Below are 24,920 nucleotides of genomic sequence, written 5' to 3'. Positions count from 1 at the left end.
AGCTCGACGTCGGACGGCGTGAGCGTCGCCTCCGCCGACGTCCGCCGCGCGCTGGGCGAGGCACGGCGACGACCGCTGGCGACGAGCACGTCGACCTTGGGCGGCGGAGCACCGCCCGTGTGCACCCACGCCGCGCTCCCGCGCCCCACCACACCGCCGTGCGGCACCTCGTCGACCAGCGACGCGCCCCGGAGCGCGGGGGAGGGCGGCAGGTCGGCGACGACCGCGACGTCCCCCCAGACGGGGCGCACCACTCCGTCGCGGACCAGCGCGAACCAGGTGGCCGCGCCCACGTCGCCGCGCCGGACGACGGTCGGCAGCGCCCGCGGCCGCGGGCGGAGGTCGTCGAGGCTCGTCACGCGCGTCAGCATGACGGAGCCGGGCCACCCCGTGGGGGCGGCCCGGCTCCGGCTGTGGACGACGGGGTGTCGCGGCGGGTCAGCCGCGCGCGTCCTCAGCGGCCCGCTGGACCTGCTCGAGCCACGACCGGCGTGCGTCGAGCGCGGCCTGCGCGTCCGCGATCCGGCGCGCGTCGCCCGCCGACTTCGCGCGCTCGAGGTCGGCCTCGAGACCCGCGATCGCCTGCTCGAGCTGCGCCGCCGCACCCTCGGCACGAGCGCGCGTCTCCGGGTTGGTGCGGCGCCACTGCGTCTGCTCCGCGTCACGGATCGCCGACTCGACCGCGCGCAGCCGGCCCTCCACCCGCTGGATGTCGGCACGCGGGACCTTGCCCGCGGCCTCCCAGCGGTCCTGGATCGAGCGGATGGCCTGCTTGGCGGCGTTGAGGTCGCGCACCGGGAGCAGGGCCTCGGCCTCGACCAGCAGCGCCTCCTTGACGTCGAGGTTCGCGCGGAACTCCGTGTCCGTCGCCGCCGAGTGCGCGTCGCGGGCCGCGAAGAACGCGTCCTGCGCGGCCCGGAACCGGGCCCACAGGGCGTCGTCGTCCGCCCGGCTCGCGCGACCCGCGGCCTTCCAGCGCGTCATGAGGTCGCGGAACGCGCCCGCCGTCGGCCCCCAGTCGGTGCTCTCCTGCAGCTTCTCCGCCTCGGCGACGAGCTGCTCCTTCGCGGCCTTCGCGCCCGCGTTGCGCGCCTCCAGCTCGGCGAAGAAGTGCCGGCGCTCACGGTCGAACGTCGTGCGCGCGTGGCTGAACCGCTTCCAGAGCGACTCCTCCGTCGGACGGTCGAGGCGCGGGCCGCTGCGCTGCGCGGTCTTCCACTCCTCGAGGAGCGTGCGCAGCTGCTCACCGGCTGGACGCCACTGGATCCGCGCGGGGTCCGTGCCGGCGATCTTCTCCGCCTGCTCGACGATCGCCGTGCGGGCCTCGAGCGCCGCCTGCCGTGCCGCCTGCCGCTCGGCGTCCGCCGCGGCCCGACGCTCGGCGGCGACGCCGCGCAGCGACTCCAGGCGCTCGCGCAGCCCGTCCAGGTCACCGACGGCCGCCGGCTCCTTGAGCTCCTCGGTGAGGCGCGTGAGCGTCTGGTCGATCTCCTTGACCGACAGGTCCGTCGCCTGGAGCCGCGCCTCGAACAGCGTGACCTTCGCCTGGAGGTCCAGGTAGCGGCGCACGTAGAGCGCGAGCGCCTCCTCGCTGGACGCGCCCGGGAACTGCCCGACCACGCGCTCGCCCGCGGCCTCGCGGACCGACACCGTGCCGTCGGCGTCGACCGAGCCGAACGTCGCGGCGTGCGCGGCCTCCGCGCTGTCGTCGGGGGCGGCCACCGGGACCGGTGCGGGCGTGGCAGGAGCAGCTGCGGGGTGCGCCGGCGGGTGAGGCACCGGACGCGGCCGCGGGCCGGGGCGCGCCGACGCGGGCGTCGGACGCGGTGTCGGCGCGGCAGCCGAGGGCGACGGCGCAGCCGCGGCCGCGTCGCCCGTGCCGGCGGCCTCGTCGGCGTCCTCCGTCGTGCGTGCCTCGTCGGTGCTGTCCGTCGTGCGCGCCTCGTCGGTGGTGTCCGTGGTGCTCGCCTCGTCGGCGTCATCCGTCGCGCTCGCCTCGGAGGTGACGCCCTCGTCGCCGGCCTCGGCGGTGGCCACCTCGTCGGCGGTCGCGGCCGACGTCGTCTCCGCGGCGGTCACCTCGGCGGCGGCGTCGGCCGTGCCGGGCTCGTCGGTCGCCTGCGTCGCGTCGGCGGTGGTGAGCTCGTCGGCCGGCTCGGTCACGTCGACGGGGGCGGGCTCGTCGGTCGTCGCGGTGAGGTCGGCGGTGGCGGGCGAGTCGGCCGCCGCGGTCTCCTCGACGACGGTGGCGGGCTCGTCGGCACCGCCCGCCGCCGCCTCGTCGGTGGCGTCGGTCGTGGCCGCCGCGTCGACGGTGTCGGTGCTCGGCGCGTCGTCGGCGGACGGGTCGCGGGTCTCCGTGGCGCCGTCGGCCGCGGGCTCGGCAGTCGTCGAGCCGTCGGTCGCGGTCTCGTCGGCGGTCGCCTCGTCGGCGGTGGCCTCGTCGGCAGTGGCGGCGTCCGCGGGTGCGGCGTCCGTCGTCGGCGCGTCGTCCTGGGGGACGATGGGAGCGGATGTCGGGGGAGTGGGCGTCGGGTCCTCCGGCGAGGAGGTCGATGCGGGGGTCTCGGTCACTGGGTCTCCACTCCCTCGATGGTGACGGCGTCCACCGGGGTCTCCGACCCCTCCACGGTGCCCGCGTCAGCGATGGCCTTCAGCACGTCCATGCCGGACGTGATGTGGCCGAACACGGTGTATCCACCCGCCGAGTCCGACGGGATCTGCGAATCCTCGTACACGAGGAAGAACTGGCTGCCCATGGACTCGCCGTTGCCGCCCTGGCGGGCCATGGCGATCGTGCCCGCCGGGTAGAGGTCGTCGTCGGGCGCGTTCTCGACGGGACCCCAGGAGTATCCCGGGCCGCCGGTCCCGGTGGCCGTGGGGTCGCCGCACTGCAGCACGTAGATGCCCTGCGTGGTGAGGCGGTGGCACGTCGTGCCGTCGAAGTAGCCCTCGCCGGCGAGCGTCACGAAGTTCGCGACGGCCTGCGGCGCGGCGGCGCCGTCGAGCTCGAAGCCGACGGTGCCCTGCGACAGCGCGAGCTCGCCCGTCCACGTGCGGCCCTCGGCCGCGGCAGGGTCGGGGACCACGCCGCCGTTGCCCGTGCGTGACGTCGCGCCCGGGTCCGGGGTCGCGGCCGGGGGTGTCGTGGCGTCGGCGGTGGGCGGGGCGTCGTCGCGTGTCAGGGCCACCGCGGCACCGATGCCGAGGCCGAGGACCAGCACCCCGACCACGGATCCCGCGATGACGCGCTGACGACGATGGCGCGCCCGCGCCTGCGTCTGACGCTCCTGCCACTTCTCGTACCGGCGGCGCTCGTACTCGCGCTCGCGCTTGCTGGACACGCACACTCCTCGCGTCGACGGTGCGGCACGACAGGCGTCGACCTGCCGCACCGCACGAAGGAACCCCGGACAGTCTAGGCAGCCCGGGCCCTGGTCGAGGCAACGACCGACGCGCGGACGCGCCACGGGCGTCGCGGGCTACCGTGCGGGCCATGCATCTCCTCTCGTTCGTGGCGCCCGTGTTCGCGGCCCGGTGCACCGTCGTCGTCGCCGAGGACGGCGCGTGCGTCGTGGTCGACCCGGGGGCGGGCGTCGCCGCGGCGGTCGCCGCGGAGATCGCGGCGCGCGGCCTGCGGCCGGCTGCGGTGCTCGTCACGCACGGGCACGCCGACCACACGTGGGACGCGGGCGCGCTCGCGGAGACGCTGGACGTCCCGGTCCGCGTGCACGCCGCCGACGCGTACCGCCTCGCGGACCCGTTCGGCACGCTCGGCGCGCTCGGCGGCGCCGCGCACGACCCGTCGGGTCCGCTCGGCCAGGCGCTGACCGCGGCCGGGGTGGACGTGCACGCGTACCACCGGCCGGCGCGGCTCGAGCCGTTCGGCGCAGACGCGACCGACCCGCGCAGCGCCGACGTCACGTGGCAGGTCGGCGAGGTGACGGTGGTCGCACGCCACGCGCCGGGGCACACGGAGGGCTCGATGCTGTACCTGCTCGACGCGGGCGACGAGCAGCCGGTCGTGCTCACCGGGGACGTGCTGTTCGCCGGGACGATCGGCCGCACCGACCTGCCGGGCGGCGACGGGCCGACGATGGCGCGCACGCTGCGCGAGGTCGTCGCACGTCTCGACCCGCGCGCCGTCGTCGTCCCGGGGCACGGCCCGACGAGCGACATGGCGACCGAGCTCGCGACCAACCCGTTCCTCGCGCGCGGCTGACGGCAGCGAGCCCCCGACCCCGCGGGGAGCCGGCCGTGGGACGGCGCACCGGTCGCGGGATGCGGGCGCAACCCCCGCGACGCGTCTGGAAGACTTCCACCCCATGGCGCGACCCACACCTCTGTCCGGATTCCCCGAGTGGCTGCCCGACGGGCGCATCGTCGAGCAGCACGTGCTCGACGTCCTGCGACGGACGTTCGAGCTCCACGGGTTCGCGGGCATCGAGACGCGTGCGGTCGAGCCGCTCGACCAGCTGCTGCGCAAGGGCGAGACGTCGAAGGAGGTCTACGTCCTGTCGCGCCTGCAGGAGGACCCGGAGAACCCGGACCGCGGCGGCCGGCTGGGCCTCCACTTCGACCTGACCGTGCCGTTCGCGCGGTACGTGCTCGAGAACGCCGGGCACCTCGCGTTCCCGTTCCGGCGCTACCAGATCCAGAAGGTGTGGCGCGGCGAGCGCCCCCAGGACGGCCGGTTCCGCGAGTTCGTCCAGGCGGACATCGACGTGGTCGCCGCGGGTGACCTGCCGTACCACTACGAGGTCGAGCTGCCGCTCGTCATGGCCGACGCGCTCGGCGCGCTGCGGGAGATCGGCCTGCCGCCCGTGCGGATCCTCGTGAACAACCGCAAGGTTGCCGAGGGCTTCTACCGGGGCCTCGGCCTGACGGACGTCGACGCGGTGCTGCGCGGCATCGACAAGCTCGACAAGATCGGCGGCCCGGCCGTCGCCGAGCTGCTCGTCGCGGAGGCGGGCGCGACCGCCGACCAGGCGCAGGCGTGCCTCGAGCTCGCGTCCGTGCAGGGCGACGACGAGTCCGTGGTCGACGCGGTCCGTGCGGTCGCCGCGCGGCACGGTGCCGAGCACACGCTGCTCGACGAGGGCCTCGCCGAGCTCGGCGCCCTCGTGCGCGCGGCGGCGCAGCGTGCGCCGGGCGTCGTCGTCGCGGACCTCAAGATCGCGCGCGGGCTCGACTACTACACCGGCTCCGTGTACGAGACGGTGCTCGTCGGGCACGAGCAGCTCGGGTCGATCTGCTCGGGCGGGCGCTACGACACGCTCGCGTCCGACGGTGCGACGACCTACCCCGGCGTCGGCCTCTCGATCGGTGTCTCGCGTCTGGTGTCGCGCCTGCTCGGCGCGGGCCTGGTCCGCGCGACACGCTCCGTGCCGTCGGCCGTGCTGGTGGCCGTGACCGACGAGGCGGACCGGTCGCGCTCGGACGCGGTCGCCACCGCGCTGCGGTCGCGCGGGATCCCCGTCGAGGTCGCGCCGTCGGCGGCGAAGTTCGGCAAGCAGATCCGGCACGCCGACCGTCGTGGCATCCCCTTCGTGTGGTTCCTCGGGCAGCCGGGAGGCGACGAGGGCGACCAGGTCAAGGACATCCGCTCGGGCGAGCAGGTGCCCGCCGACGCCGCGTCGTGGGCGCCGCCGGCGGACGACCTGTGGCCCCGCGTGGTGCCCGCCGAGGCCTGACGCGCGCGGCGACGTGCGGGCGTCGCCCTGGGGCACCGGTCAGGGGAGATGAGGCCGGGCGTGGCCGCGTGGTGCGCCGCCGCGCCCCGGCCCGCCTCACCAGACGCGGACGACCGCGTACGCGAGCGTGTCGTCGCGGAACGTCACCTCGTAGACCGCCGGCCCCTGTGTCATCGGGGTGCGCGGACCACCGGGCTCGGCCGTGCCGTCGCCGTCCGCGTCGCCGAACGTGACCGCGCCCGTGCCGTCGGTGTCGAACAGCAGCGCCTCGTCGGGGTGCGCGCCGAAGGGCATCGTGATCCGCCACGTGTGGTCGGCGACGAGCACCATCGGCACGGCCGCCCACCCGGTGCTCGTGCCGCGCAGCGTCATCGTCGGGGAGGTGCTCGCGTACCCGCCGCCCACGACCGGGCCGAGCTCGACGTGCACGACGGCGCCCGCGGGCCCCACCGACTCCGTCCGGACGGACACGCCCGCGGCCGCGTCCGTGAACGTCCTCCCGACCTGCAGCGCGGCGTCGTCGTACCCGTCGCCGGGCGTCGTGTCGACGAGCGCGGTGCCGCCGTCGGTCGCGCGGCGGATCTCGACGCCGTTCATGAGGGCCGGGTAGCGGCTGACCTTCGCGTCCCAGGCCTGGCCGTACGGCTGCCGCAGGTCGACGTCGTAGTACCCGCCGGACGGCAGCGGGATGCGCAGGTCCTGCGGCAGGTCGGTCGGCGCCTCGGACGGCGCGAGCGTGTACGTCCCGGACCCGGTCACCGTCGTCACGCGCGACGGGGTGATCCAGCCGAGGCGCGCCTTGTAGTTCGCGGAGAACTGCATCTGGTTCCAGGTGTCGCCCATCGCGTCGAACGGGTCGCCGTACTCCCGCACGACGCACCCGCCGCCGGGCTCCTCGACGGACGTGGGACGTCCGTCGGCCGCGGTGCAGACGAGCGCGTTCGCGTGGTTCAGCCCGAGGTTGTGGCCGAGCTCGTGCTGCGCGACGGCGCGCGTGCCGCTGTCGCCCGCCCAGAGGTTCACGGACTCCTGCCCGCCGACGGACGCCCACCCGCCGTACCAGCAGCCGCGGTCGGGGGAGTCGAGGACGAACGCGACGTGGTCGTAGCCGGCCAGGTCGAGGCCGGCCGCCTGCGCCGCGTCCGTCCCGGCGGACGCCTCGCCCCAGCAGCCGGTGCCGGCCGGGATCTCGAGGTAGCCGTAGACGTCGCCGTCCGGCCGGTCGCGGCCCCGGAGCTCGAGCTGCGACCACGAGCTCTCGCGGAAGTAGGCCGCGACCGAGTCCGGCGCGGTGAAGAAGGCGCGGCGTGCGTCGTCGACGGACACGGGCTCGGTGCCCGCGGGTCCGAGGCGGAGCAGGACCACGGCGACCGTGCGCCCGCCGACGGCGGTGCTGCCCGGCGCGGCGGAGAGCGTCCGCACGGCCGCGCCCTCGAACGTCGTGGCTGCCTCGTCGACGTCGGGCGCGTCCGCCGACGACGAGCCGGTGACGCGCACGCGCTGGCCGGGCGCGACGCCGTCGAAGAGGCCGGCGTCGCCGTCGACCTGGACCCGGGTGCCGTCGGTGAGCCGGACGACGTCGTGGGTCCTGTCAGGCTCGCCCGCGCCCGACGCGACGCCTGATGCAGCGAGCTCGCCGGGTCGCGCGCCGGCGTGCGCGGGTGCGGGGTGGGCCGGCCCGGTGCGCGCGGTGAGCGGCGGGTCGGCGTGCAGGCGCTCGTACGTGCCCGTGAGGCGTTCGTCGTCCGTCGAGGCTGCCGCGGCGGGTGACCCGGCGGCGGCGGCGAGGAGCGCGACGATCGCGGCCGACGCGAGCGCGGCACGGAGACGTGCCGCGCCGCGGCGGCTGCCGGGCGGTCGCCCGGTGCGGATGGCGGCCCAGGAGCGGTGCTGTCGCATGGGAGTGCTTCCGATTCTCGAGGCGCGGCGGTCGGGGAGCGGCGCCGCGACGGCGGCGCGACGGGGCGCACCGGGAGCCGGCCGCGTCGACGGGTGAGTCGCGCGGCCGGATCCGGTGCCGGGCGTCGGGGGAGTGGAGCCGGATGGATGGATTGACTCGTGTCACCGCCCATGCCTGCGAGGGTGCAGACGCACGGTCGGGAGACGGTGCTCCGGGGCGGCCAGGGGTCTGAGAGCGCTTCCACAGCGTCTCGTAGGAAGTGTCCCGACGGGCCGGGGACCGGGTCAAGGTGCGGCATCGTCTTTTCCGCTACAGACATGACGGCGCGTGCGACGTCGCCGGCGAGGTGCGCGCGCAGACGGCGCGCGACGTGCCGGTGCTCGCCTCCGAGCCGTCGCGTCGCGCCGTGCGAGGGCGCGGGCTCGACGGCACGCCGGTTGACGTCACGTCGAACACGTGTTCGACTGGCGTCGTGCGATGGGACGGGCAGCGGCTGGCACCGACGGAGGACGCTCCCGCCCTGCCCGGGCTCGCGCTGGCCAACCTCGTCCGCACCGTCCGGACCCCGGAGTTCGCGGGCGTGACGTTCCACGAGGTCCTGTGCCGCAGCGCGCTCAACAAGGTGCCCGCGGTGTCGCAGATGCCGTTCCGGTGGACCGTCAACCCGGTCCGCGGGTGCCTCCACGCGTGCACGTACTGCTTCGCGCGCCCGACCCACGAGTACCTCGACCTCGGCGCGGGCCGCGACTTCGAGACGCAGATCGTCGTCAAGACGAACGTCGTCGACGTGCTGCGCGCCGAGCTCGCGCGGCCGTCCTGGCGGCGCGAGCACGTCGCGATGGGGACCAACACGGACCCGTACCAGCGGGTCGAGGGCCGCTACCGGTTCATGCCCGGCATCGTGGACGCGCTCGTCCACCACGGGACGCCGCTCTCGGTGCTCACCAAGGGCACGCTGCTGCGGCGCGACCTGCCGCTGCTCGCCGACGCCGCGCGCCACGTGCAGGTGGGGATCGGCGTCTCGCTCGCGGTCCTCGACGAGGAGCTCCAGGCGGAGCTCGAACCCGGGACCCCGACCCCGCGCGCCCGCCTCGAGCTGATCCGCGCGGTCCGCGAGGCGGGCCTGCCCTGCGGCGTCATGGTCGCACCGGTCCTGCCCTGGCTCACCGACTCGACCGAGCACCTCGACGCGCTGCTGGCCGCGCTCGCGGACGCCGGTGCGTCCGGTGTCACGATCCTGCCGCTGCACCTGCGCGGCTCGGTCAAACCGCTCTTCATGGCCTGGCTGTCCCGGTACCGCCCCGACCTCGTCCGGCGGTACGACGAGCTGTACGGCGCGGGCGCGTACACGCCCGACGGGTACGGCCGGTGGCTGCGCGACCGTGCGGCGCCGCTGCTCGTGCGGCACGGCTTCGGCGACCCGTCGGGCCACCGTGCGGGCCGCGCCGCGATGCGCGACGGCGCGTACCCCGTGGGCTCCCTGCCCCGCGTCGCGCCCGAGGTCGCCGTCCCCGGGGTCGCCCAGCCGACGCTCTTCTGACCGCGACGGGGCGCCCGTCCTCGCGCGCGGCCGTCCCTCCCGTCGGCGCCCGGCCGGTCCGGCGGTCCCGAGCGCCGGGAATGCCGGGGCCGCGGCACGGGCGGCGCCCACTAGGATCGAGCGGGCGCCCGTCCGGCGCTCCCACCCGTCGTCGAGCGAAGGAACACCCGTGCTCCGCACCCACCACGCCGGCTCGCTGCGAGCCGAGCACGTCGGCACCACCGTCACCCTCACGGGCTGGGTGGACCGGCGTCGCGATCACGGCGGCGTGGCGTTCGTCGACCTGCGGGACGCGTCCGGCATCGCCCAGGTCGTCATCCGCGACGAGGCGGTCGCGCACGGTCTGCGCGCGGAGTACGTCCTGCAGGTGACCGGCGAGGTCGGCCGTCGCCCCGAGGGCAACGAGAACCCGCAGCTCGCGACCGGGGAGATCGAGCTCGTCGCGCACGACGTGGTCGTCCTCAACGAGGCCGCGCCGCTGCCGTTCCAGGTGTCGTCGTCCCTCGACGAGCAGGTGGGCGAGGAGGCGCGTCTCAAGCACCGCTACCTCGACCTGCGCCGCCCCGCGCCGTCGCGCGCGATCCGCCTGCGCGCGAAGGTCAACCAGGCCGCCCGTGCGGTCCTGGACGAGCAGGGCTTCGTCGAGGTCGAGACGCCGACCCTCACGCGCTCGACGCCCGAGGGCGCCCGTGACTTCCTCGTGCCCGCACGTCTCGCCCCCGGCTCCTGGTACGCGCTGCCGCAGTCGCCGCAGCTCTTCAAGCAGCTGCTCATGGTCGCCGGCCTCGAGCGGTACTACCAGATCGCGCGCTGCTACCGCGACGAGGACTTCCGCGCCGACCGGCAGCCGGAGTTCACGCAGCTCGACGTCGAGATGAGCTTCGTGGAGCAGGACGACGTCATCGCGCTCGCGGAGCAGATCCTCGTCTCCCTGTGGCGCCTGATCGACGTCGAGCTGCCCACGCCGATCCGCCGCATGACGTTCGCCGACGCGATGGCGCGCTACGGCTCCGACAAGCCGGACCTGCGCTTCGGGCTCGAGCTCGTCGAGCTCACGGAGTACTTCACGAACACCCCGTTCCGCGTGTTCCAGGCGCCGTACGTCGGCGCCGTCGTGCAGCCGGGCGGTGCCAGCACGCCCCGTCGCGGCTTCGACGCGTGGCAGGAGTGGGCCAAGCAGCGCGGCGCCAAGGGCCTCGCGTACGTCACGGTCGGCGAGGACGGGGAGCTCGGCGGCCCGGTCGCGAAGAACATCACCGACGACGAGCGTGCCGGCCTGGTGGCCGCGACCGGTGCGTCACCCGGCGACGCGATCTTCTTCGCCGCGGGCAAGCCGTCCGAGGCCCGCGCGCTGCTCGGTGCCGCCCGCCTCGAGATCGGCCGCCGCGGCGGGCTGATCGACGAGAAGGCGTGGGAGTTCGTCTGGGTGGTCGACGCCCCCCTGTTCAAGCCGACGGGCGAGGACGACGACGTGGCCGTGGGCGGGGGCGCCTGGACGGCCGTGCACCACGCGTTCACGTCGCCCACGCCCGAGTGGCTCGACCGGTTCGAGCAGGACCCGGGCAACGCGCTCGCGTACGCGTACGACATCGTCTGCAACGGCAACGAGATCGGCGGCGGCTCGATCCGTATCCACCGCCGCGACGTGCAGGAGCGCGTGTTCGAGGTCATGGGTATCGGGCAGGAGGAGGCGCAGGAGAAGTTCGGCTTCCTGCTCGACGCTTTCCAGTTCGGTGCGCCGCCGCACGGCGGGATCGCGTTCGGCTGGGACCGGATCGTCGCGCTGCTCACGGGCAGCGAGTCGATCCGCGAGGTCATCGCGTTCCCGAAGTCAGGTGGCGGGTACGACCCGCTGACGGCCGCGCCCGCGCCGATCACGCCCGAGCAGCGGCGTGAGGCCGGCGTCGACGCGAAGCCGAAGCCGAAGACGGCCCCGACGGAGGCGTGAGCGCCCTCCTCACGCGGCTGCCCGCCCGGTGGCGCGCGCACCGCGCGCTGCTGGGCGGCGACGGCCGCTGGGACGACGCGCACGTCGTCGGCGACGACGACGGCGTGCTGCTCGCGGCGTCCTCGGACGCGGGCCCGAGCCTCTTCGGGCTCGGCGACGTCCGGCGGGTCGGCGCGCTGCTCGACGCCGAGGTCGCCCACCCGGAGGCCGGGTCGCTCCTCGACCGCACCGGGTTCGTCGACCGGGCGCGCTGGCTGACCGTCCCGCGCGGGACGACCCCGTCGGCGCGCGTGCTCGCCGCGCTGCGGCTCGCGCCGTTCTCGACGTGGGACTGGCTCGCCGCCGACGCCGTCCCGGCCGCCTGGGCGGCCGATCCGCGCGTCGTGCGGCTCGACCCGCTCGTCGACGCGGCCGCGATCCGCGCCTGCCTCGCCGTCGCCAACCCGGGGACGTCCGCCGACCCGACCCACCCGGGCGAGGCCGGCTGGTGGGGCGTGCGCGGTGGCGACGGGCTGGTCGGTGTCGTCGGCGCGTCGCTGCGCGGCGGCGGACCCGGCCGGGCCCCGTCGTGGCACCTGCACGGTCTGGGTGTGCGGCCCGAGGCCCGCGGTCGCGGGGTCGGCACGGCGCTCACGGCGACGGTCCTCGCGGACGGGCTGGCAGCCGGGTGCGCGTTCGTGTCGCTCGGCATGTACGCCGACAACGAGCGGGCGCGCGGTGTCTACGAGCGCCTGGGCTTCCGGACGGGGCTCGAGTGCGCGTCGTTCGGCCCCCGGGGCGCGGACCGACCGGCGCCCTGACCCGCTGGGGCGGCCCGACGACGCGGACCGCTCGCTCGGAACGGACCGAGCGGACCGTGCTGACCGTGCTGACCGTGCTGACCGCTCACACCGCCTGATCTCCGGTCCGGACCGCTCCGACCGATCTGACCGCGCACCCCCGGTCCGGACCGCCGGCGCGGTCGCGGCTCAGTGATGGAGCGGCAGCCGCTCGTGCACGCGACGCAGGAAGCGCGGCGACCACCAGTTCGCGCGACCGAGGACCGTCATGGTCGCCGGGACCAGGAACAGCCGGACGAGGGTCGCGTCGACGAGCACGGCGATCGCGAGCGCGAAGCCGACCTCCTTGATGACGAGCAGCTTGCCCGCGACGAACCCCGCGAACACGACGATGACGATCGCCGCGGCGGACGTGATGATCCGGCCGGACCGCTGCAGGCCGAGCCGCACCGCCTCGTCGTTGGAGCGGCCCTCGTCGACGAGCTCCTTGATGCGCGACAGCAGGAACACCTCGTAGTCCATCGCGAGCCCGAAGGCGAACGCGACGACGAGCGCGACGACGTACGTCTCGATCCCGCCGGTCGGCACGAAGTCGAGCACGCCCGTGAGGTGGCCGTCCTGGAACACCCACACGAGCACGCCCAGCGACGCGGCGAGCGACAGCGTGTTCGTGAGCAGCGCCTTGACCGGCACCACGACGGACCCCGTCATGAGGAAGAGCAGCAGCAGGGTCGCGACGGCGACGACGCCGGCGGCGACGAGCGCACGCTCCGCGACGGCGGCGGTGAAGTCGATCTGGCCCGCGGCCTGGCCCGTGACCCAGGTCGGGAAGCCGGGGTCGAGGTCCCGGATCTCCTCGACCACCTGGCGCGACGTCGCGTCGCCCGGGTCGTCGGTGTCCGGGCGCACCCCGACGACGACGTAGGACCCGACGGTCGTCGGCGGGTCGACGCTCGCGACGCCCTCGAGGTCAGCGAGCTCGCCGGCCCAGGTCGCGGCCTCCTCGAGGGTCGACTCCGCGACCACGGTGATGGCGGGCGTCGTCGCCGCCGGGTAGCTCTCCCGCAGCGTCTCGACGTACTCGCGCTGCGCGGAGCCGATGGGCAGCAGCTCGGTCGTGGAGTTGCGCAGCTCGATGCGGGCGAGGGGGAGGGCGAGCAGCCCGAGCAGCGCGAGCGAGCCGAGCATGACCCACCACGGGTGCCGCTGGACGCGCCCCGCGAGCCGCGAGAAGGCGCCGTCCTCGGTCTCGACGTCGGCCGTGCGGCGCAGCACGCCGCGCAGTCCCGGGATCCGGGACAGGACGCTCGGCCGTACGATCCGCCGGCCGAGCAGCGTGAGGAGGGCGGGCACGAGCGTGAGCGCGGTGAGCACCGAGACGAGGACGACGGTGACGCCGGCGGCGCCGAACGCGCGCAGGATCGGCGGGCGGAACACCAGCAGGCCCGAGATCGCGATCGCGACGATGAGCGCCGAGAACGTCACGGTGCGGCCCGCGGTCGACATCGTCCGCTCGACCGCGACCAGCACGGCTCCGTCGCCCCGCCGCCGCCGGCTGCCCTCGCCGTCGTCGTCGTCGACGAGGTGGTGCAGCTCCTCCCGGAACCGCGACACGATGAGCAGGCCGTAGTCGATGGACAGGCCCAGCCCGAGCACGGTGACGACGTTGACGACCGAGGAGTCCAGGTCGAGCACGTACGAGAACGCGAGCAGCGACGCGAGGCCGCCGGCGATCGACGCGACGGCGCCGGCCATCGGCAGCCCGGCCGCGAGGAAGCCGCCGAACACGAGCACCATGACGAGCAGCGCGACGGGCAGCGCGATCGCCTCACCGGTGCGCAGGTCGGTCTCCACCTGGTCCGTGATGGCCCGGACGATGAGCGTCGTGCTGCCGACCATGCCGCTCGCGTCGGGCGCGACGTCGGCGAGCTCGCGCGGGACGGCCCGCAGCGCCTCGACGGCCTCGTCGTGGGCGGTCGCCTCCTGCTCGCCGGTGAGGTCGGGCGCGAGCTCCACGACGACGAGGAAGCCGTCGCCGTCGCGCGCGACCAGCGGCGCCGCCGCCGGGTTCTGCGCACCGCCCGGCAGCGCGAGCGGGTCGATCACGCTCGCCACGCCGTCGATCCCCGCCAGGTCCTCCCGCAGCGGCGCGAACGCCTCCGCGACCGCGGGGTCCGCGGGGTCGACCCCGCTCAGCGCGAGCGTGACCGACGGCCCGGTGGTCGACGCCTCGTCGAGGATGTCCTGACCTGCGACGCTCTCCGACCCCGGCACGCTCGGCGCGCCCGTCGACAGCCGGTCGAACAGGTTCTCCCCGTGCACGCCCAGCACCGCGAGGGCGTACCCCGCGACGGCCAGGACCAGCCAGACCACGACGGTCAGGCGCGGGTGGTGGGCGACGGCGCGGCCGAGTCGGGCGAACACGCGGGTCATCGTCGCAGGTGGACCCGGGGTGCCGCACGCACGGTTCGGGTGACGTCGGCGCGCGTGCGTACCCTGCCCGCATGGACCTGTTCGACGCCGCGACGGCGACCGCCGCGGGCGTGCCCGCCGTCGCACCGGGTGCGCCCCTCGCCGTGCGGATGCGCCCGCGCACGCTCGACGAGGTCGCGGGGCAGGAGCACCTCCTCGTCGCGGGGTCGCCGCTGCGCCGGCTCGTCGAGCCGACGAACGACGCCGCCCGCCGCGCGGCCCCGTCGTCCGTCGTGCTGTGGGGTCCGCCGGGCACCGGCAAGACCACGCTGGCCTACCTCGTCGCGACCACGTCGGGCCGCCGCTTCGTCGAGCTGTCCGCGGTGACCGCGGGCGTCAAGGACGTCCGGGCCGTGATCGACGACGCACGCCGCCGCCTCGCGACCGACGGCGGCGAGACCGTCCTGTTCATCGACGAGGTGCACCGCTTCACCAAGGCCCAGCAGGACGCGCTGCTGCCCAGCGTCGAGAACCGCTGGGTCACGCTCGTCGCCGCGACGACCGAGAACCCGTCGTTCTCGGTCAACTCCCCGCTGCTGTCCCGCTCGCTGCTGCTCACCCTCCAGCCGTTGAGCACCGAGGACGTGCGCCGCCTCGTGCGCCGGGCCGTCGACGACGAGCGCGGCCTCGACGGGGCCGTGACGCTCGCGGAGGACGCCGAGGAGCACCTGCTGCGCCTCGCCGGCGGTGACGCCCGCAAGGCCCTCACGATCCTCGAGGCCGCCGCCGGCGCCGCGCTGTCGGGCACGGTGCCGGACGAGGACGACGGCCCCGTCCTCGTCGACCTCGCGACCGTCGAGCGTGCCATCGACACCGCGGCCGTCCGCTACGACCGCGACGGCGACCAGCACTACGACGTGATCTCCGCGTTCATCAAGTCGATGCGCGGCTCCGACGTCGACGCGGCCCTGCACTACCTCGCGCGCATGGTCGCCGCGGGGGAGGACCCCCGGTTCATCGCCCGGCGCATCGTCATCGCGGCCGCCGAGGACGTCGGCATGGCCGACCCCAGCGCGCTGCAGACCGCCGTCGCCGCCGCCCAGGCGGTCCAGATGATCGGCATGCCCGAGGGGCGGATCATCCTGGCCGAGGCCGTCGTGCACGTCGCGACCGCGCCCAAGTCGAACGCGTCCTACAACGGGATCAACGCCGCGCTCGCGGACGTGCGGGCCGGGCGCATCGGGTCGGTGCCGCCGCACCTGCGCGACGCGCACTACGCCGGCGCGAAGGGCCTCGGGCACGGCAAGGGGTACGTGTACTCGCACGACGAGCCGCACGGCGTCGCGGCGCAGCGGTACCTGCCCGAGGAGCTCGAGGGGGCGCGGTACTACCGCCCGACGGACCGTGGGTTCGAGCGGCAGGTGACCGAGCGGCTGGACCGCATCCGCGCGATCCTCGACGAGGCGTGAGCCGGCGTCGGGCGCCGCGGATTTGGGCAGCACGCCGGCGTGCCGGTAGTCTTGTCAGGCTCGTCACCGGGCAGTGCTGGCGCGGATCTCCTTCGCGTCATCCGGACGGTGACCATCCTGGGGCCTCAGCCGCCGGTCACCTCGCGTGACCACCACAGGTCGGCCCCACCCCGCCGGAAGACCTTCCGCTCGCGGGTGTGATCGAGACGACGACAGGAAGTATCTCTGTGAGCAGTGTGACCCGTTCGCGCCGCCAGGTCCGCCTGAGCCGCGCCCTCGGCCTGGCCCTCACGCCGAAGGCCGTCAAGCACTTCGAGAAGCGCCCCTACCCGCCCGGTGAGCACGGCCGCGCCCGTCGCCGCACCGAGTCGGACTACGCGGTGCGTCTGCGCGAGAAGCAGCGTCTGCGCGCCCAGTACGCGCTGCGCGAGAAGCAGCTCGCCCGCGCCTACGAGGACGCCCGCAAGGCCCCGGGCCTGACCGGTGAGGCCCTCGTCGAGAACCTCGAGACGCGTCTCGACGCGCTCGTCCTGCGCTCGGGCTTCGCCCGCACGATCCTGCAGGCCCGCCAGGTCGTGGTGCACCGCCACATCCTCGTGGACGGCAAGATCGTCGACCGCCCGTCGTTCCGCGTGAAGCCCGGCCAGACCCTCCAGGTCAAGCCGAAGAGCCAGGCCACGACGCCGTTCCAGGTCGCCGCCGCCGGTGCGCACCGCGACGTGCTGCCGGCCGTCCCGGGCTACCTCGACGTGCAGCTCGAGAAGCTGAGCGCCGTCCTCGTCCGCGCCCCCAAGCGCGCCGAGGTCCCGGTGACCTGCGAGGTCCAGCTCGTCGTCGAGTACTACGCGCGCTGACCCGCATCACGCCGAACGCCCCGCTGCGCGCACCGCGCACGCGGGGCGTTCGCGTCCCCGGGGCCGGACCGGCGCGGGGGAGCGCACCTCGCACGCATGCGAGGACGCGCGAGGCGGGTCGCGGTGCCGGTGCCGGGCGCGCAGGTGGGTAGGGTTTCCGCGGGGTCGTCGGGGCCCCGGACTGGGAGGGGTGGCATGTCGGCTGGTGACGTCGCGGGGCTCATCGCGGCCGCCGCGTTCGTGGGTCTCGTCGCGTTCCTCGCGGTGCCGCTGGTCAAGCTCGGGCGGACCTTCGACGGCGCGACCGCGTCGATCAAGGAGCTCACGGACCACACGGTGCCCGTGCTCGACGAGACGGCCACGCTCGTGGCGTCGTCGAACGTGCAGCTCGAGCACATCGACACGGTGACGACCGCCGCGGCCCAGGTCTCCGAGAACGTCTCCGCGCTGACGTCGCTGTTCGCGGCGACCGTCGGCGGGCCGATGATCAAGGCGGCGGCCTTCTCCTACGGCGTGCGGCGCGCGCTCGCAGGGCTGTCCGCGGGCGCCCGCAAGGGCCGCTGATGCGCCGCCTGGTCTGGGCCGGTGTCGGCGTCGTGGTGACGGTCGTCGTTCTGCGGCAGGGCAAGCGGCTCGTCGACGCGTACGTGCCGGCGGGCGCGACGGGGGTCGTCGACGGCGTGAGCCGCGCGCGCAGCGCCTGGGCCACCGCGCGACGGGAGTTCGCGGCCGGCCTCGCCGAGCGCGAGGAGCAGCTGCGTCAGGACCTCGTCGGGGACGTGGACGTCGAGCGGCTGCGCGCGGAGCGGCCCGAGCGGGTCGAGGCGCTGCGCGAGGCGTGGGCGTCGCGGGGCGCACGCGGGGCGGCGTCGCAGGACGCCGTGCGCAAGCGCTGGGCGGAAGGCCCGACGGACGACCCGGACGACGACGACGGCTACGCCTTCTTCTGACGCACACTGGTTCCCGGCAGCGGGAACACGCGCGGCGCCCCGGGCGCTGCACCCACCACTCCGTCCCGCCCGGGACGGGCACGACGCGACTCACGAGGACACCATGCGCACCGCCGAGATCCGCCAGCGTTGGCTCGACTACTTCGAGGGCCGAGGCCACGCCGTGGTGCCGTCCGCGCCCCTGATCTCGCCCGACCCGTCGACGCTGTTCGTCATCGCGGGCATGGTGCCGTTCATCCCGTACATGCTCGGCGAGCAGACGCCGCCGTGGCCGCGCGCGACGAGCGTGCAGAAGTGCGTGCGGACCCTCGACATCGAGGAGGTCGGCAAGACCACCCGGCACGGCACGTTCTTCCAGATGAACGGCAACTTCTCCTTCGGCGACTACTTCAAGGAGGGGGCGATCACCTACGCGTGGGAGCTCGTCACCGGGTCGCAGGCGGACGGCGGGTACGGGTTCGACCCGGAGAAGATCTGGGTCACGGTCTTCCACGACGACGACGAGGCGGCGGCGCTCTGGAAGCGGATCGCGGGCCTGCCCGACGAGCGCATCCAGCGTCGCGGCATGAAGGACAACTTCTGGTCGACGGGTGCGCGCGGCCCGGCGGGCCCGTGCTCGGAGATCTACGTCGACCGCGGCCCGGAGTTCGGTGCCGAGGGCGGCCCGGTCGTCGACGAGGACCGCTACGTCGAGATCTGGAACCTCGTGTTCATGCAGTACGAGCGGGGCGACGGGGGCGGCAAGGAGGACTTCCCGATCCTCGGCGACCTCAAGCAGAAGAACATCGACACCGGCATGGGGCTCGAGCGCGTCGCGTACCTGCTGCAGGGCGTCAACAACATGTACGAGATCGACGAGGTCCGGCCCGTCATCGACGGCGCCGTCGAGATGTCGGGCCGCCGGTACGGCGCGAGCCACGACGACGACGTGCGCATGCGCGTCGTGGCCGACCACGTGCGCTCGGGTCTCATGCTCATGGGCGACGGCGTGACGCCGTCGAACGAGGGTCGCGGCTACGTGCTGCGTCGCCTGCTGCGCCGCTCGATCCGCGCGATGCGACTGCTCGGCGTCGACGACCCCGCGCTGCCCGTGCTGCTGCCGATGAGCCGTGACGCGATGAGCGCGTCGTACCCGGACCTCGCGCGCGACTTCGACCGCATCGCGCAGGTCGCGTACGCGGAGGAGGAGACGTTCCGGCGCACGCTCGCGGCGGGCACGACGATCCTCGACACCGCGGTCCAGGCGGCGAAGGGCTCGGGCGCGACCGTGCTCTCGGGCGACCAGGCCTTCCAGCTGCACGACACGTACGGCTTCCCGATCGACCTCACGCTCGAGATGGCGGCCGAGCAGGGCGTCGCGGTCGACGAGACGGCGTTCCGCACCCTCATGCAGGCGCAGCGCGAGCGTGCGCGCGCCGACGCGCTGGCGAAGCGCGCGGGCCGTGCCGACACCGCGGCCTACCAGGAGCTGCACTCGACGCTCAGCGAGCACGCGGCCAAGCCCGTCCAGTTCGTCGGCTACACCGACGCGGAGGCGCGCGCGAAGGTCGTCGGGCTGCTCGTCGACGGTGTGCCCGCGCCGGCCGCGACGGCGCCCGCGGACGTCGAGGTCGTGCTCGACGTGACGCCGTTCTACGCGGAGGCGGGCGGCCAGCAGGCCGACACGGGTGTGATCGTGCTCGACGGCGGCGCGCGCATCGAGGTCGACGACGTCCAGGCGCCGGTGAAGGGCCTGTCGGTGCACCACGGCCGACTGGTCGACGGCACCGTCGGGTTCGGCGAGACCGGGACCGCGCGGATCGACCTCGCGCGCCGCCGGGCGATCGCACGCGCCCACACCGCGACGCACCTCGTGCACAAGGCGCTGCACGAGTCGATCGGCGAGGGCGCGACGCAGGCGGGGTCGCTCAACGCGCCCAGCCGGCTGCGGTTCGACTTCCGCTCGCCGTCGGCGACGCCGTCGGAGGTGGTCGCCGAGGTCGAGGCGCGTGTCAACGAGCGCCTCCAGGACGACCTCGAGGTCACCGACTCGGTCATGCCCATCGACGAGGCGCGCGGTCGCGGCGCGATGGCGCTGTTCGGGGAGAAGTACGGCAACGAGGTGCGCGTCGTGGACATCGGCGACGGCTGGTCGCTCGAGCTGTGCGCGGGCACGCACGTCAGACGCTCCGGTGAGCTCGGCCTGGTCACGCTGCTGTCGGAGTCGGCGATCGGCTCGGGCGTGCGGCGCGTCGACGCGCTCGTCGGCGCGGGCGCGTACGGCTACCAGGCGAAGGAGCGCGCGCTCGTCGGGCAGCTCTCGGGCCTGCTCGGGGCCCGCCCCGACGAGCTGACCGAGCGCGTCTCGGCGCTGCTCGGCAAGCTCAAGGACTCCGAGAAGGAGCTCGCGACGCTGCGCCAGGCGCAGGTGCTCGCGGCGGCCGGGTCCATCGCGGACGGCGCGCAGACCGTCGACGGCACGCGCGTCGTCACGTACGACGCGGGGGACGCCTCCGCCGACGACGTCCGCACCCTCGTGCTCGACGTGCGCGCGCGCCTCGGCGAGTCCGCGCCCGCCGTCGTCGCGGTCGGTGCCGTCGCGAAGGGCCGCCCGGTCGTCGTCGTCGCGACGAACGCCGCGGCGCGGTCGGCGGGCGTGCGGGCGGGTGCGCTCGTGCGGACCGCGTCGGGCGTGCTCGGCGGTGGCGGTGGCGGCAAGGACGACCTCGCGCAGGGCGGTGGGACCGACGCGGCGCGCCTCGGCGACGCCCTCGCGGCGGTCGTCGACGGGCTGCGGGCCTGATGAGCGCCGACACCGGCGTCCCCCGGGGGCCTCGCCTCGCGGTGGACGTCGGGTCGGTGCGCGTCGGCCTGGCGGCCAGCGACCCGGACGGCCTGATCGCCACGCCGGTCGACACCCTCGCGCGCGACGTCCCCGGTCGCAAGGAGCGCCGGACCCCGACCGACGTCGCGCGGATCGTGCACGAGGTGCAGGAACGTGGTGCAGCCGTCGTGTATGTCGGACATCCCCGACACCTCTCGGGTGCCGAAGGTGCCGCATCGGCCGCCGCGCGCGCGTACGCTGTGGGGTTGGCGCAGGCTGTCGCACCCGTCCCGGTGCGTCTGGTCGATGAGCGGATGAGCACGGTGACCGCACATCAGGCGCTGCAGGCGTCCGGCCGATCCGGGCGCCGCCACCGGCAGGTCGTCGACCAGGCGGCCGCGGTGGTGATCCTGCAGTACGCGTTGGACGCGGAACGTGCGACGGGGCGTCGTCCCGGGGAACCGGTCGACGACGATCGATCCCAGCACGGCCGCACGGCGCACGGGGGGCCTGCGGGCGACGGACGAGCGACGGTGGAGTGACGCGTACGTGAGCAACAGCCAGACCGAGTGGTGGGCGCCCGTGGAACGCGGCGACCAGGCGGCCGAGCTGTTCGGCGGTGACCCCGCCGCGCGGCAGCAGCCGTCGGAGTCGCGCCGGACGCGGCAGCGCGGCAAGGCGAAGGCCGAGCGCGAGCGCAAGCGGCGCCGCCGCCGGTCGTTCTCCGTGCTGGTCGTCGCGCTCGTGCTCGTCGCGGGTGCCGTCTACGTCGTGTCCGAGCTCATGGGCGGCCTGTTCCAGGGCAGCGGCCAGGAGCAGGCGATCGAGGACTACCCCGGCCCGGGCGTCGGCTCGACCGAGGTGACGATCGCGTCCGGCGACTCGGGTGCCGTGATCGGCCAGAAGCTCGTCGACGCCAAGGTCGTCGCGAGCGTCAAGGCGTTCAACAAGGCGTGGGCGCTCGAGCCGAACGCCGGCAGCATCCAGCCGGGGACGTACAAGCTCCGCATGGAGCTGCCCGCGGCGTCCGCGATCGCCGCCCTCCTCGACCCCGCGAGCCGCGCGAGCTTCCGCATCACGATCCCCGAGGGGCTCAACGCGGAGCAGATCTACACCAAGATCAACGAGAAGCTCCCCGACGTGAGCGTCGACCAGCTGCGCGCCGCGGCCGCCGACCCCGCCGCGATCGGCCTGCCCGCCGAGGCCGGCGGCAAGGTCGAGGGCTGGCTGTTCCCGACGACGTACGACCTCCCGCCGGACGCGACCGCGGCCAGCGTCCTGCAGACGATGGTCGCCAAGATGGTCGCCGAGCTCGACGAGCGCGCCGTGCCGGTCGAGCAGCGCCAGGAGCTCCTCACCAAGGCGTCCATCGTGGAGCGCGAGGGCAAGCTGCCCGACGACCGCGCGAAGGTCGCCCGCGGCATCCAGAACCGCCTCGACCGGCAGATGCGCCTCCAGGTCGACGCGACGACCTCCTACGGGCTGGGCGTCGTCCGCGCACCCACGCCGGCGGAGAACAACGACCCGAACAACGCGTACTCGACGTACGTGCGCATCGGCCTGCCGCCCGGCCCGATCGCCTCGCCCGGCGAGGTCTCGATCGACGCGGTGCTGCACCCCGCCGACGGCCCGTGGATCTTCTGGGTGACGGTCAACCCGGAGACGGGCGAGACGCTGTTCACCGACGACTTCGCGGAGCACCAGGCCAACATCGCGCAGCTCAACGCGTGGCTGGAGGAGCACGGGAGTGAGTGACGGGCCGCTGCGGCGCGCGGCGGTCCTGGGGCACCCGGTCGGGCACTCGCTGTCGCCCGCCCTGCACCGGGCCGCGTACGCGGCGCTCGGGCTCGAGGGCTGGGCGTACGACGCGTTCGACGTCACGGAGGAGCAGCTGCCCGCGTTCGTCGCGGGGCTCGACGCGACGTGGGCCGGCCTCAGCCTGACGATGCCGCTCAAGCAGACCGTCATCCCCCTGCTCGACCACGTCGAGCCGCTCGCGCAGGTCGTGGGCGCGGTCAACACCGTGCTGCTCCAGGGTTCCGGGTCCGCCTGGACGCTGGTCGGCGCCAACACGGACGTGTACGGGCTCGTCACGGCCCTCGGCGAGGGCCTGGGCGCGGGGGAGAAGGTGCGCTCGGCCGCCGTCCTCGGCGCCGGCGCCACGGCGGCGTCGACGCTTGCCGCGCTCGCCGAGCTCGGGTGCACCGCCCCCGTCGTCTACGTCCGCGCCCTTGCGCGGGCGGGCGGGCTCATGCGCGCCGCGCACCGCATGGGCGTGGAGCCCGTGTTCCGTCCCCTCGACGAGGCCGCGGCCGCGCTCGGCCGTGCCGACGCGGTCGTGTCGACGCTGCCGCCGCGCGCCGCCGACCCGGTGGCCGCCGCGCTCGCGGGCGCGTCCGTCGCGGGCGTGCTGCTCGACGCCGCCTACGACCCGCGCCCCACGGCGCTGTCGTCCGCATGGGCGCGGGCAGGAGGCGTCGCGGTGCCGGGGGAGCGGATGCTGCTGCACCAGGCGGTCGAGCAGGTGCGTCTCATGACGGGGCGTCCCGGGCCGGTCGACGCGATGGCGCGCGCGCTCGAGGAGCGCCTGGAGGCCGCGCCGCCCGCCTGACGACCGGCGATGTGACCGTGCTGCGCACGGTCGTCCGGTGCACGGTGGCCTGCGACGGTCTGTCACAGTCGCCACGACTCCTCAGGACCGGGCCCGGGCGTGCCGATGGACGGTCAGAGGTCCTGCGCGAGGCAGGCCTGACCGGGAGGTGCGCGCGTGAAGCAGCTGGGCGAGATCCTGCTCGACGAGGGCCTGGTGACGGAGGCGCAGCTGCTCGCCGCGCTGGACGAGACCATGACCCGCGGCCAGTCGCTCGGCCGGACGCTCGTCGAGCTCGGTGTCCTGACCGAGGGCCAGCTCGTCAAGGCCCTCGCGTCGCAGGTCGGCATGGAGTACGTCGACCTCGACGAGCACCCCGTCGACCGTGCGGCGGTCTCGCTCGTGCCGGCGACGCTGTGCCGTCGGTACGTGGTGCTGCCCATCGCGATCGAGAACGGCGCGATCGTGCTCGCGACGGCCGACCCCGGCAACGTCATGGCGGTCGACGACGTCCGCACCATGGCCGGCATGCCCGTGGTCCCGGTGATCGCCACGTACGACAACCTGACGCGCGCGATCGACCGCTTCTGCCGCGCGGACGACGAGATGGAGGACCTCTCGTCGGCGTTCGAGGAGGAGGTCGCCGCACCCGAGGCCGACCTGTCGAAGATGGGCGACTTCGTCGACGACGACGCGCCGATCGTCCGGTACGTCAACCTGCTGGTGACGCAGGGGATCACGGACCGCGCGTCCGACATCCACATCGAGCCCACCGAGCACGACCTGCGCGTCCGGTACCGGATCGACGGCGTGCTGCACGAGGTGCAGCGCTCGCCCAAGCAGATCCAGGGCGGCGTCATCAGCCGCGTGAAGATCATGAGCGACATCGACATCGCGGAGAAGCGCAAGCCGCAGGACGGCCGCATGTCCGTCGTGCACAACGGCCGCAAGATCGACCTCCGCGTCGCGACGCTGCCGACGGTGTGGGGCGAGAAGATCGTCATGCGTGTCCTCGACAACTCGACGGCGAGCCTCGACCTGCGCGACCTGTCGTTCCTCGAGCACAACTACGCGACGTACCAGGAGTCGTACACCAAGCCGTACGGGATGATCCTCGTCACCGGCCCGACCGGGTCCGGCAAGTCGACGACGCTGTACGCGACGCTCAACGCGGTGTCGAAGCCGGAGATCAACGTCATCACCGTCGAGGACCCGGTCGAGTACCGGCTGTCCGGCATCAACCAGGTGCAGGTCAACCCGAAGGCCGGCCTGACGTTCGCCTCCGCGCTGCGCTCGATCCTGCGCTCGGACCCCGACGTCGTGCTGCTCGGTGAGATCCGCGACCACGAGACCGCGCAGATCGCGATCGAGGCGGCCCTCACGGGTCACCTCGTGCTGTCGACGCTGCACACCAACGACGCGCCGTCGGCCATCACGCGTCTGACGGAGATGGGCATCGAGCCGTTCCTCGTCGGCTCCGCGCTGGACTGCGTCGTCGCGCAGCGCCTCGCGCGCAAGCTCTGCAGCAAGTGCAAGGAGCCGTACACGCCCACGCCGGGCGAGCTCGAGGCGGCCCGGTTCCCGTGGGTGCCGGGCGAGCCGATCCCCGAGCTCATGCGTCCGGTGGGCTGCGTGACCTGCTCGAAGACGGGGTACAAGGGCCGCATCGCCCTGCACGAGGTCATGCGGGTCACGGAGGAGATCGAGCGGCACGCGGTGGCGCACTCGTCGTCGGCGGAGATCAACGCGACGGCGACGAAGCAGGGGATGCTCATGCTCCGCGACGACGGCTGGCAGAAGGTCGCCATGGGTCTGACCTCGATCGAGGAGATCCTGCGCGTCGTCGCCTGACGCCGCACCCCCGCCCGAGCGTGCGGACCGCTCAAGTCGGGCGTCCCGCCCGCCGATGAACCGACCAGGTGCCGAGAAGGCGCCCGCGTGACGGTGCCCGTGCGCGACACGGTGACCATGTGGAGGCAATG

18 protein-coding genes are annotated in these 24,920 nt (G+C 74.6%); 14 read left to right on the top strand and 4 right to left on the bottom strand.

Features of this window, described 5'->3' with window-relative positions; genetic code table 11:
* Positions 1 to 438: 438 nt before the first annotated feature.
* Positions 439 to 2,574, bottom strand: a complete 2,136-nt coding sequence (locus tag GXP71_RS07050) for a DUF349 domain-containing protein (protein WP_162352079.1) — start codon at positions 2,572 to 2,574, stop codon at positions 439 to 441.
* Positions 2,571 to 3,344, bottom strand: coding sequence for a peptidylprolyl isomerase (locus tag GXP71_RS07045; protein ID WP_162352078.1), 774 nt, complete (start codon positions 3,342 to 3,344; stop codon positions 2,571 to 2,573). Before GXP71_RS07045 ends, GXP71_RS07050 begins: the two co-directional genes overlap by 4 nt.
* A 152-nt stretch (positions 3,345 to 3,496) precedes the next feature.
* Here GXP71_RS07045 and GXP71_RS07040 point away from each other — a divergent pair, with 152 nt between their 5' ends.
* Together GXP71_RS07040 and hisS are read left to right on the top strand one after the other, a co-directional pair.
* A complete protein-coding gene (locus GXP71_RS07040; protein ID WP_162352077.1) occupies positions 3,497 to 4,222 on the top strand; it encodes an MBL fold metallo-hydrolase in 726 nt (241 codons plus the stop codon).
* Between the two features lie 103 nt (positions 4,223 to 4,325).
* The gene (gene hisS / locus GXP71_RS07035) at positions 4,326 to 5,693 is read left to right on the top strand and encodes a histidine--tRNA ligase (protein WP_162352076.1); all 1,368 of its coding nucleotides are present in this window, start codon (positions 4,326 to 4,328) and stop codon (positions 5,691 to 5,693) included.
* Between the two features lie 96 nt (positions 5,694 to 5,789).
* Here hisS and GXP71_RS07030 read toward each other — a convergent pair whose 3' ends face one another.
* Entirely contained in the window at positions 5,790 to 7,592 is a 1,803-nt protein-coding gene (locus GXP71_RS07030; protein WP_162352075.1) for a zinc-dependent metalloprotease family protein, read from the bottom strand.
* Between the two features lie 473 nt (positions 7,593 to 8,065).
* Here GXP71_RS07030 and GXP71_RS07025 point away from each other — a divergent pair, with 473 nt between their 5' ends.
* The 3 genes from GXP71_RS07025 (at position 8,066) to GXP71_RS07015 (ending at position 11,881) form a co-directional block, all read left to right on the top strand.
* Positions 8,066 to 9,133 (top strand): Rv2578c family radical SAM protein, encoded by a 1,068-nt coding sequence (locus GXP71_RS07025; protein WP_162352074.1) that lies wholly within the window; start codon positions 8,066 to 8,068, stop codon positions 9,131 to 9,133.
* Between the two features lie 169 nt (positions 9,134 to 9,302).
* A complete protein-coding gene (aspS, locus tag GXP71_RS07020; protein WP_162352073.1) occupies positions 9,303 to 11,081 on the top strand; it encodes an aspartate--tRNA ligase in 1,779 nt (592 codons plus the stop codon).
* Positions 11,078 to 11,881, top strand: a complete 804-nt coding sequence (locus GXP71_RS07015; protein ID WP_162352072.1) for an N-acetyltransferase — start codon at positions 11,078 to 11,080, stop codon at positions 11,879 to 11,881. The genes aspS and GXP71_RS07015 overlap by 4 nt, the downstream gene beginning before the upstream one ends.
* Before the next feature lie 168 nt (positions 11,882 to 12,049).
* Here GXP71_RS07015 and GXP71_RS07010 read toward each other — a convergent pair whose 3' ends face one another.
* A complete protein-coding gene (locus GXP71_RS07010) occupies positions 12,050 to 14,293 on the bottom strand; it encodes an MMPL family transporter (RefSeq protein WP_162352071.1) in 2,244 nt (747 codons plus the stop codon).
* 71 nt (positions 14,294 to 14,364) lie between these two features.
* Between GXP71_RS07010 and GXP71_RS07005 the strand changes: the two genes are divergently transcribed.
* The 9 genes from GXP71_RS07005 to GXP71_RS06965 all read left to right on the top strand — a co-directional run bounded on the left by GXP71_RS07005 (position 14,365) and on the right by GXP71_RS06965 (position 24,789).
* Positions 14,365 to 15,741: a replication-associated recombination protein A gene (locus GXP71_RS07005; protein WP_162352070.1), complete on the top strand. Its 1,377-nt coding sequence runs from the start codon at positions 14,365 to 14,367 to the stop codon at positions 15,739 to 15,741.
* Positions 15,742 to 15,968: 227 nt separating this feature from the next.
* Positions 15,969 to 16,595 carry a 30S ribosomal protein S4 gene (rpsD, locus tag GXP71_RS07000; protein ID WP_013771170.1) on the top strand — a complete coding sequence of 209 codons (627 nt, stop codon included), beginning with the start codon at positions 15,969 to 15,971 and terminating at the stop codon, positions 16,593 to 16,595.
* Between the two features lie 195 nt (positions 16,596 to 16,790).
* Positions 16,791 to 17,159: a DUF948 domain-containing protein gene (locus GXP71_RS06995; protein WP_124343846.1), complete on the top strand. Its 369-nt coding sequence runs from the start codon at positions 16,791 to 16,793 to the stop codon at positions 17,157 to 17,159.
* A complete protein-coding gene (locus GXP71_RS06990; RefSeq protein ID WP_162352069.1) occupies positions 17,159 to 17,545 on the top strand; it encodes a hypothetical protein in 387 nt (128 codons plus the stop codon). Before GXP71_RS06995 ends, GXP71_RS06990 begins: the two co-directional genes overlap by 1 nt.
* 103 nt (positions 17,546 to 17,648) lie before the next feature.
* Positions 17,649 to 20,327 (top strand): alanine--tRNA ligase, encoded by a 2,679-nt coding sequence (gene alaS / locus GXP71_RS06985; protein ID WP_162352068.1) that lies wholly within the window; start codon positions 17,649 to 17,651, stop codon positions 20,325 to 20,327.
* Positions 20,327 to 20,890 carry a Holliday junction resolvase RuvX gene (ruvX, locus tag GXP71_RS06980; protein WP_162352067.1) on the top strand — a complete coding sequence of 188 codons (564 nt, stop codon included), beginning with the start codon at positions 20,327 to 20,329 and terminating at the stop codon, positions 20,888 to 20,890. The genes alaS and ruvX overlap by 1 nt, the downstream gene beginning before the upstream one ends.
* Positions 20,891 to 20,897: 7 nt before the next feature.
* On the top strand, positions 20,898 to 22,103 hold the full coding sequence (gene mltG, locus GXP71_RS06975; protein ID WP_162352066.1) for an endolytic transglycosylase MltG: 1,206 nt from the start codon (positions 20,898 to 20,900) through the stop codon (positions 22,101 to 22,103).
* Entirely contained in the window at positions 22,096 to 22,959 is an 864-nt protein-coding gene (locus tag GXP71_RS06970; RefSeq protein WP_162352065.1) for a shikimate dehydrogenase, read from the top strand. Before mltG ends, GXP71_RS06970 begins: the two co-directional genes overlap by 8 nt.
* A 156-nt stretch (positions 22,960 to 23,115) precedes the next feature.
* Entirely contained in the window at positions 23,116 to 24,789 is a 1,674-nt protein-coding gene (locus GXP71_RS06965) for a GspE/PulE family protein (protein ID WP_162352064.1), read from the top strand.
* Positions 24,790 to 24,920 lie beyond the last annotated feature (131 nt).

The sequence above is a fragment of the Cellulomonas sp. H30R-01 genome (assembly GCF_010119915.1).
Classification (GTDB): domain Bacteria; phylum Actinomycetota; class Actinomycetes; order Actinomycetales; family Cellulomonadaceae; genus Cellulomonas; species Cellulomonas algicola.
Note: the sequence above shows the minus strand (reverse complement) of the source record. Positions and strands in the feature narration are given on the sequence as shown.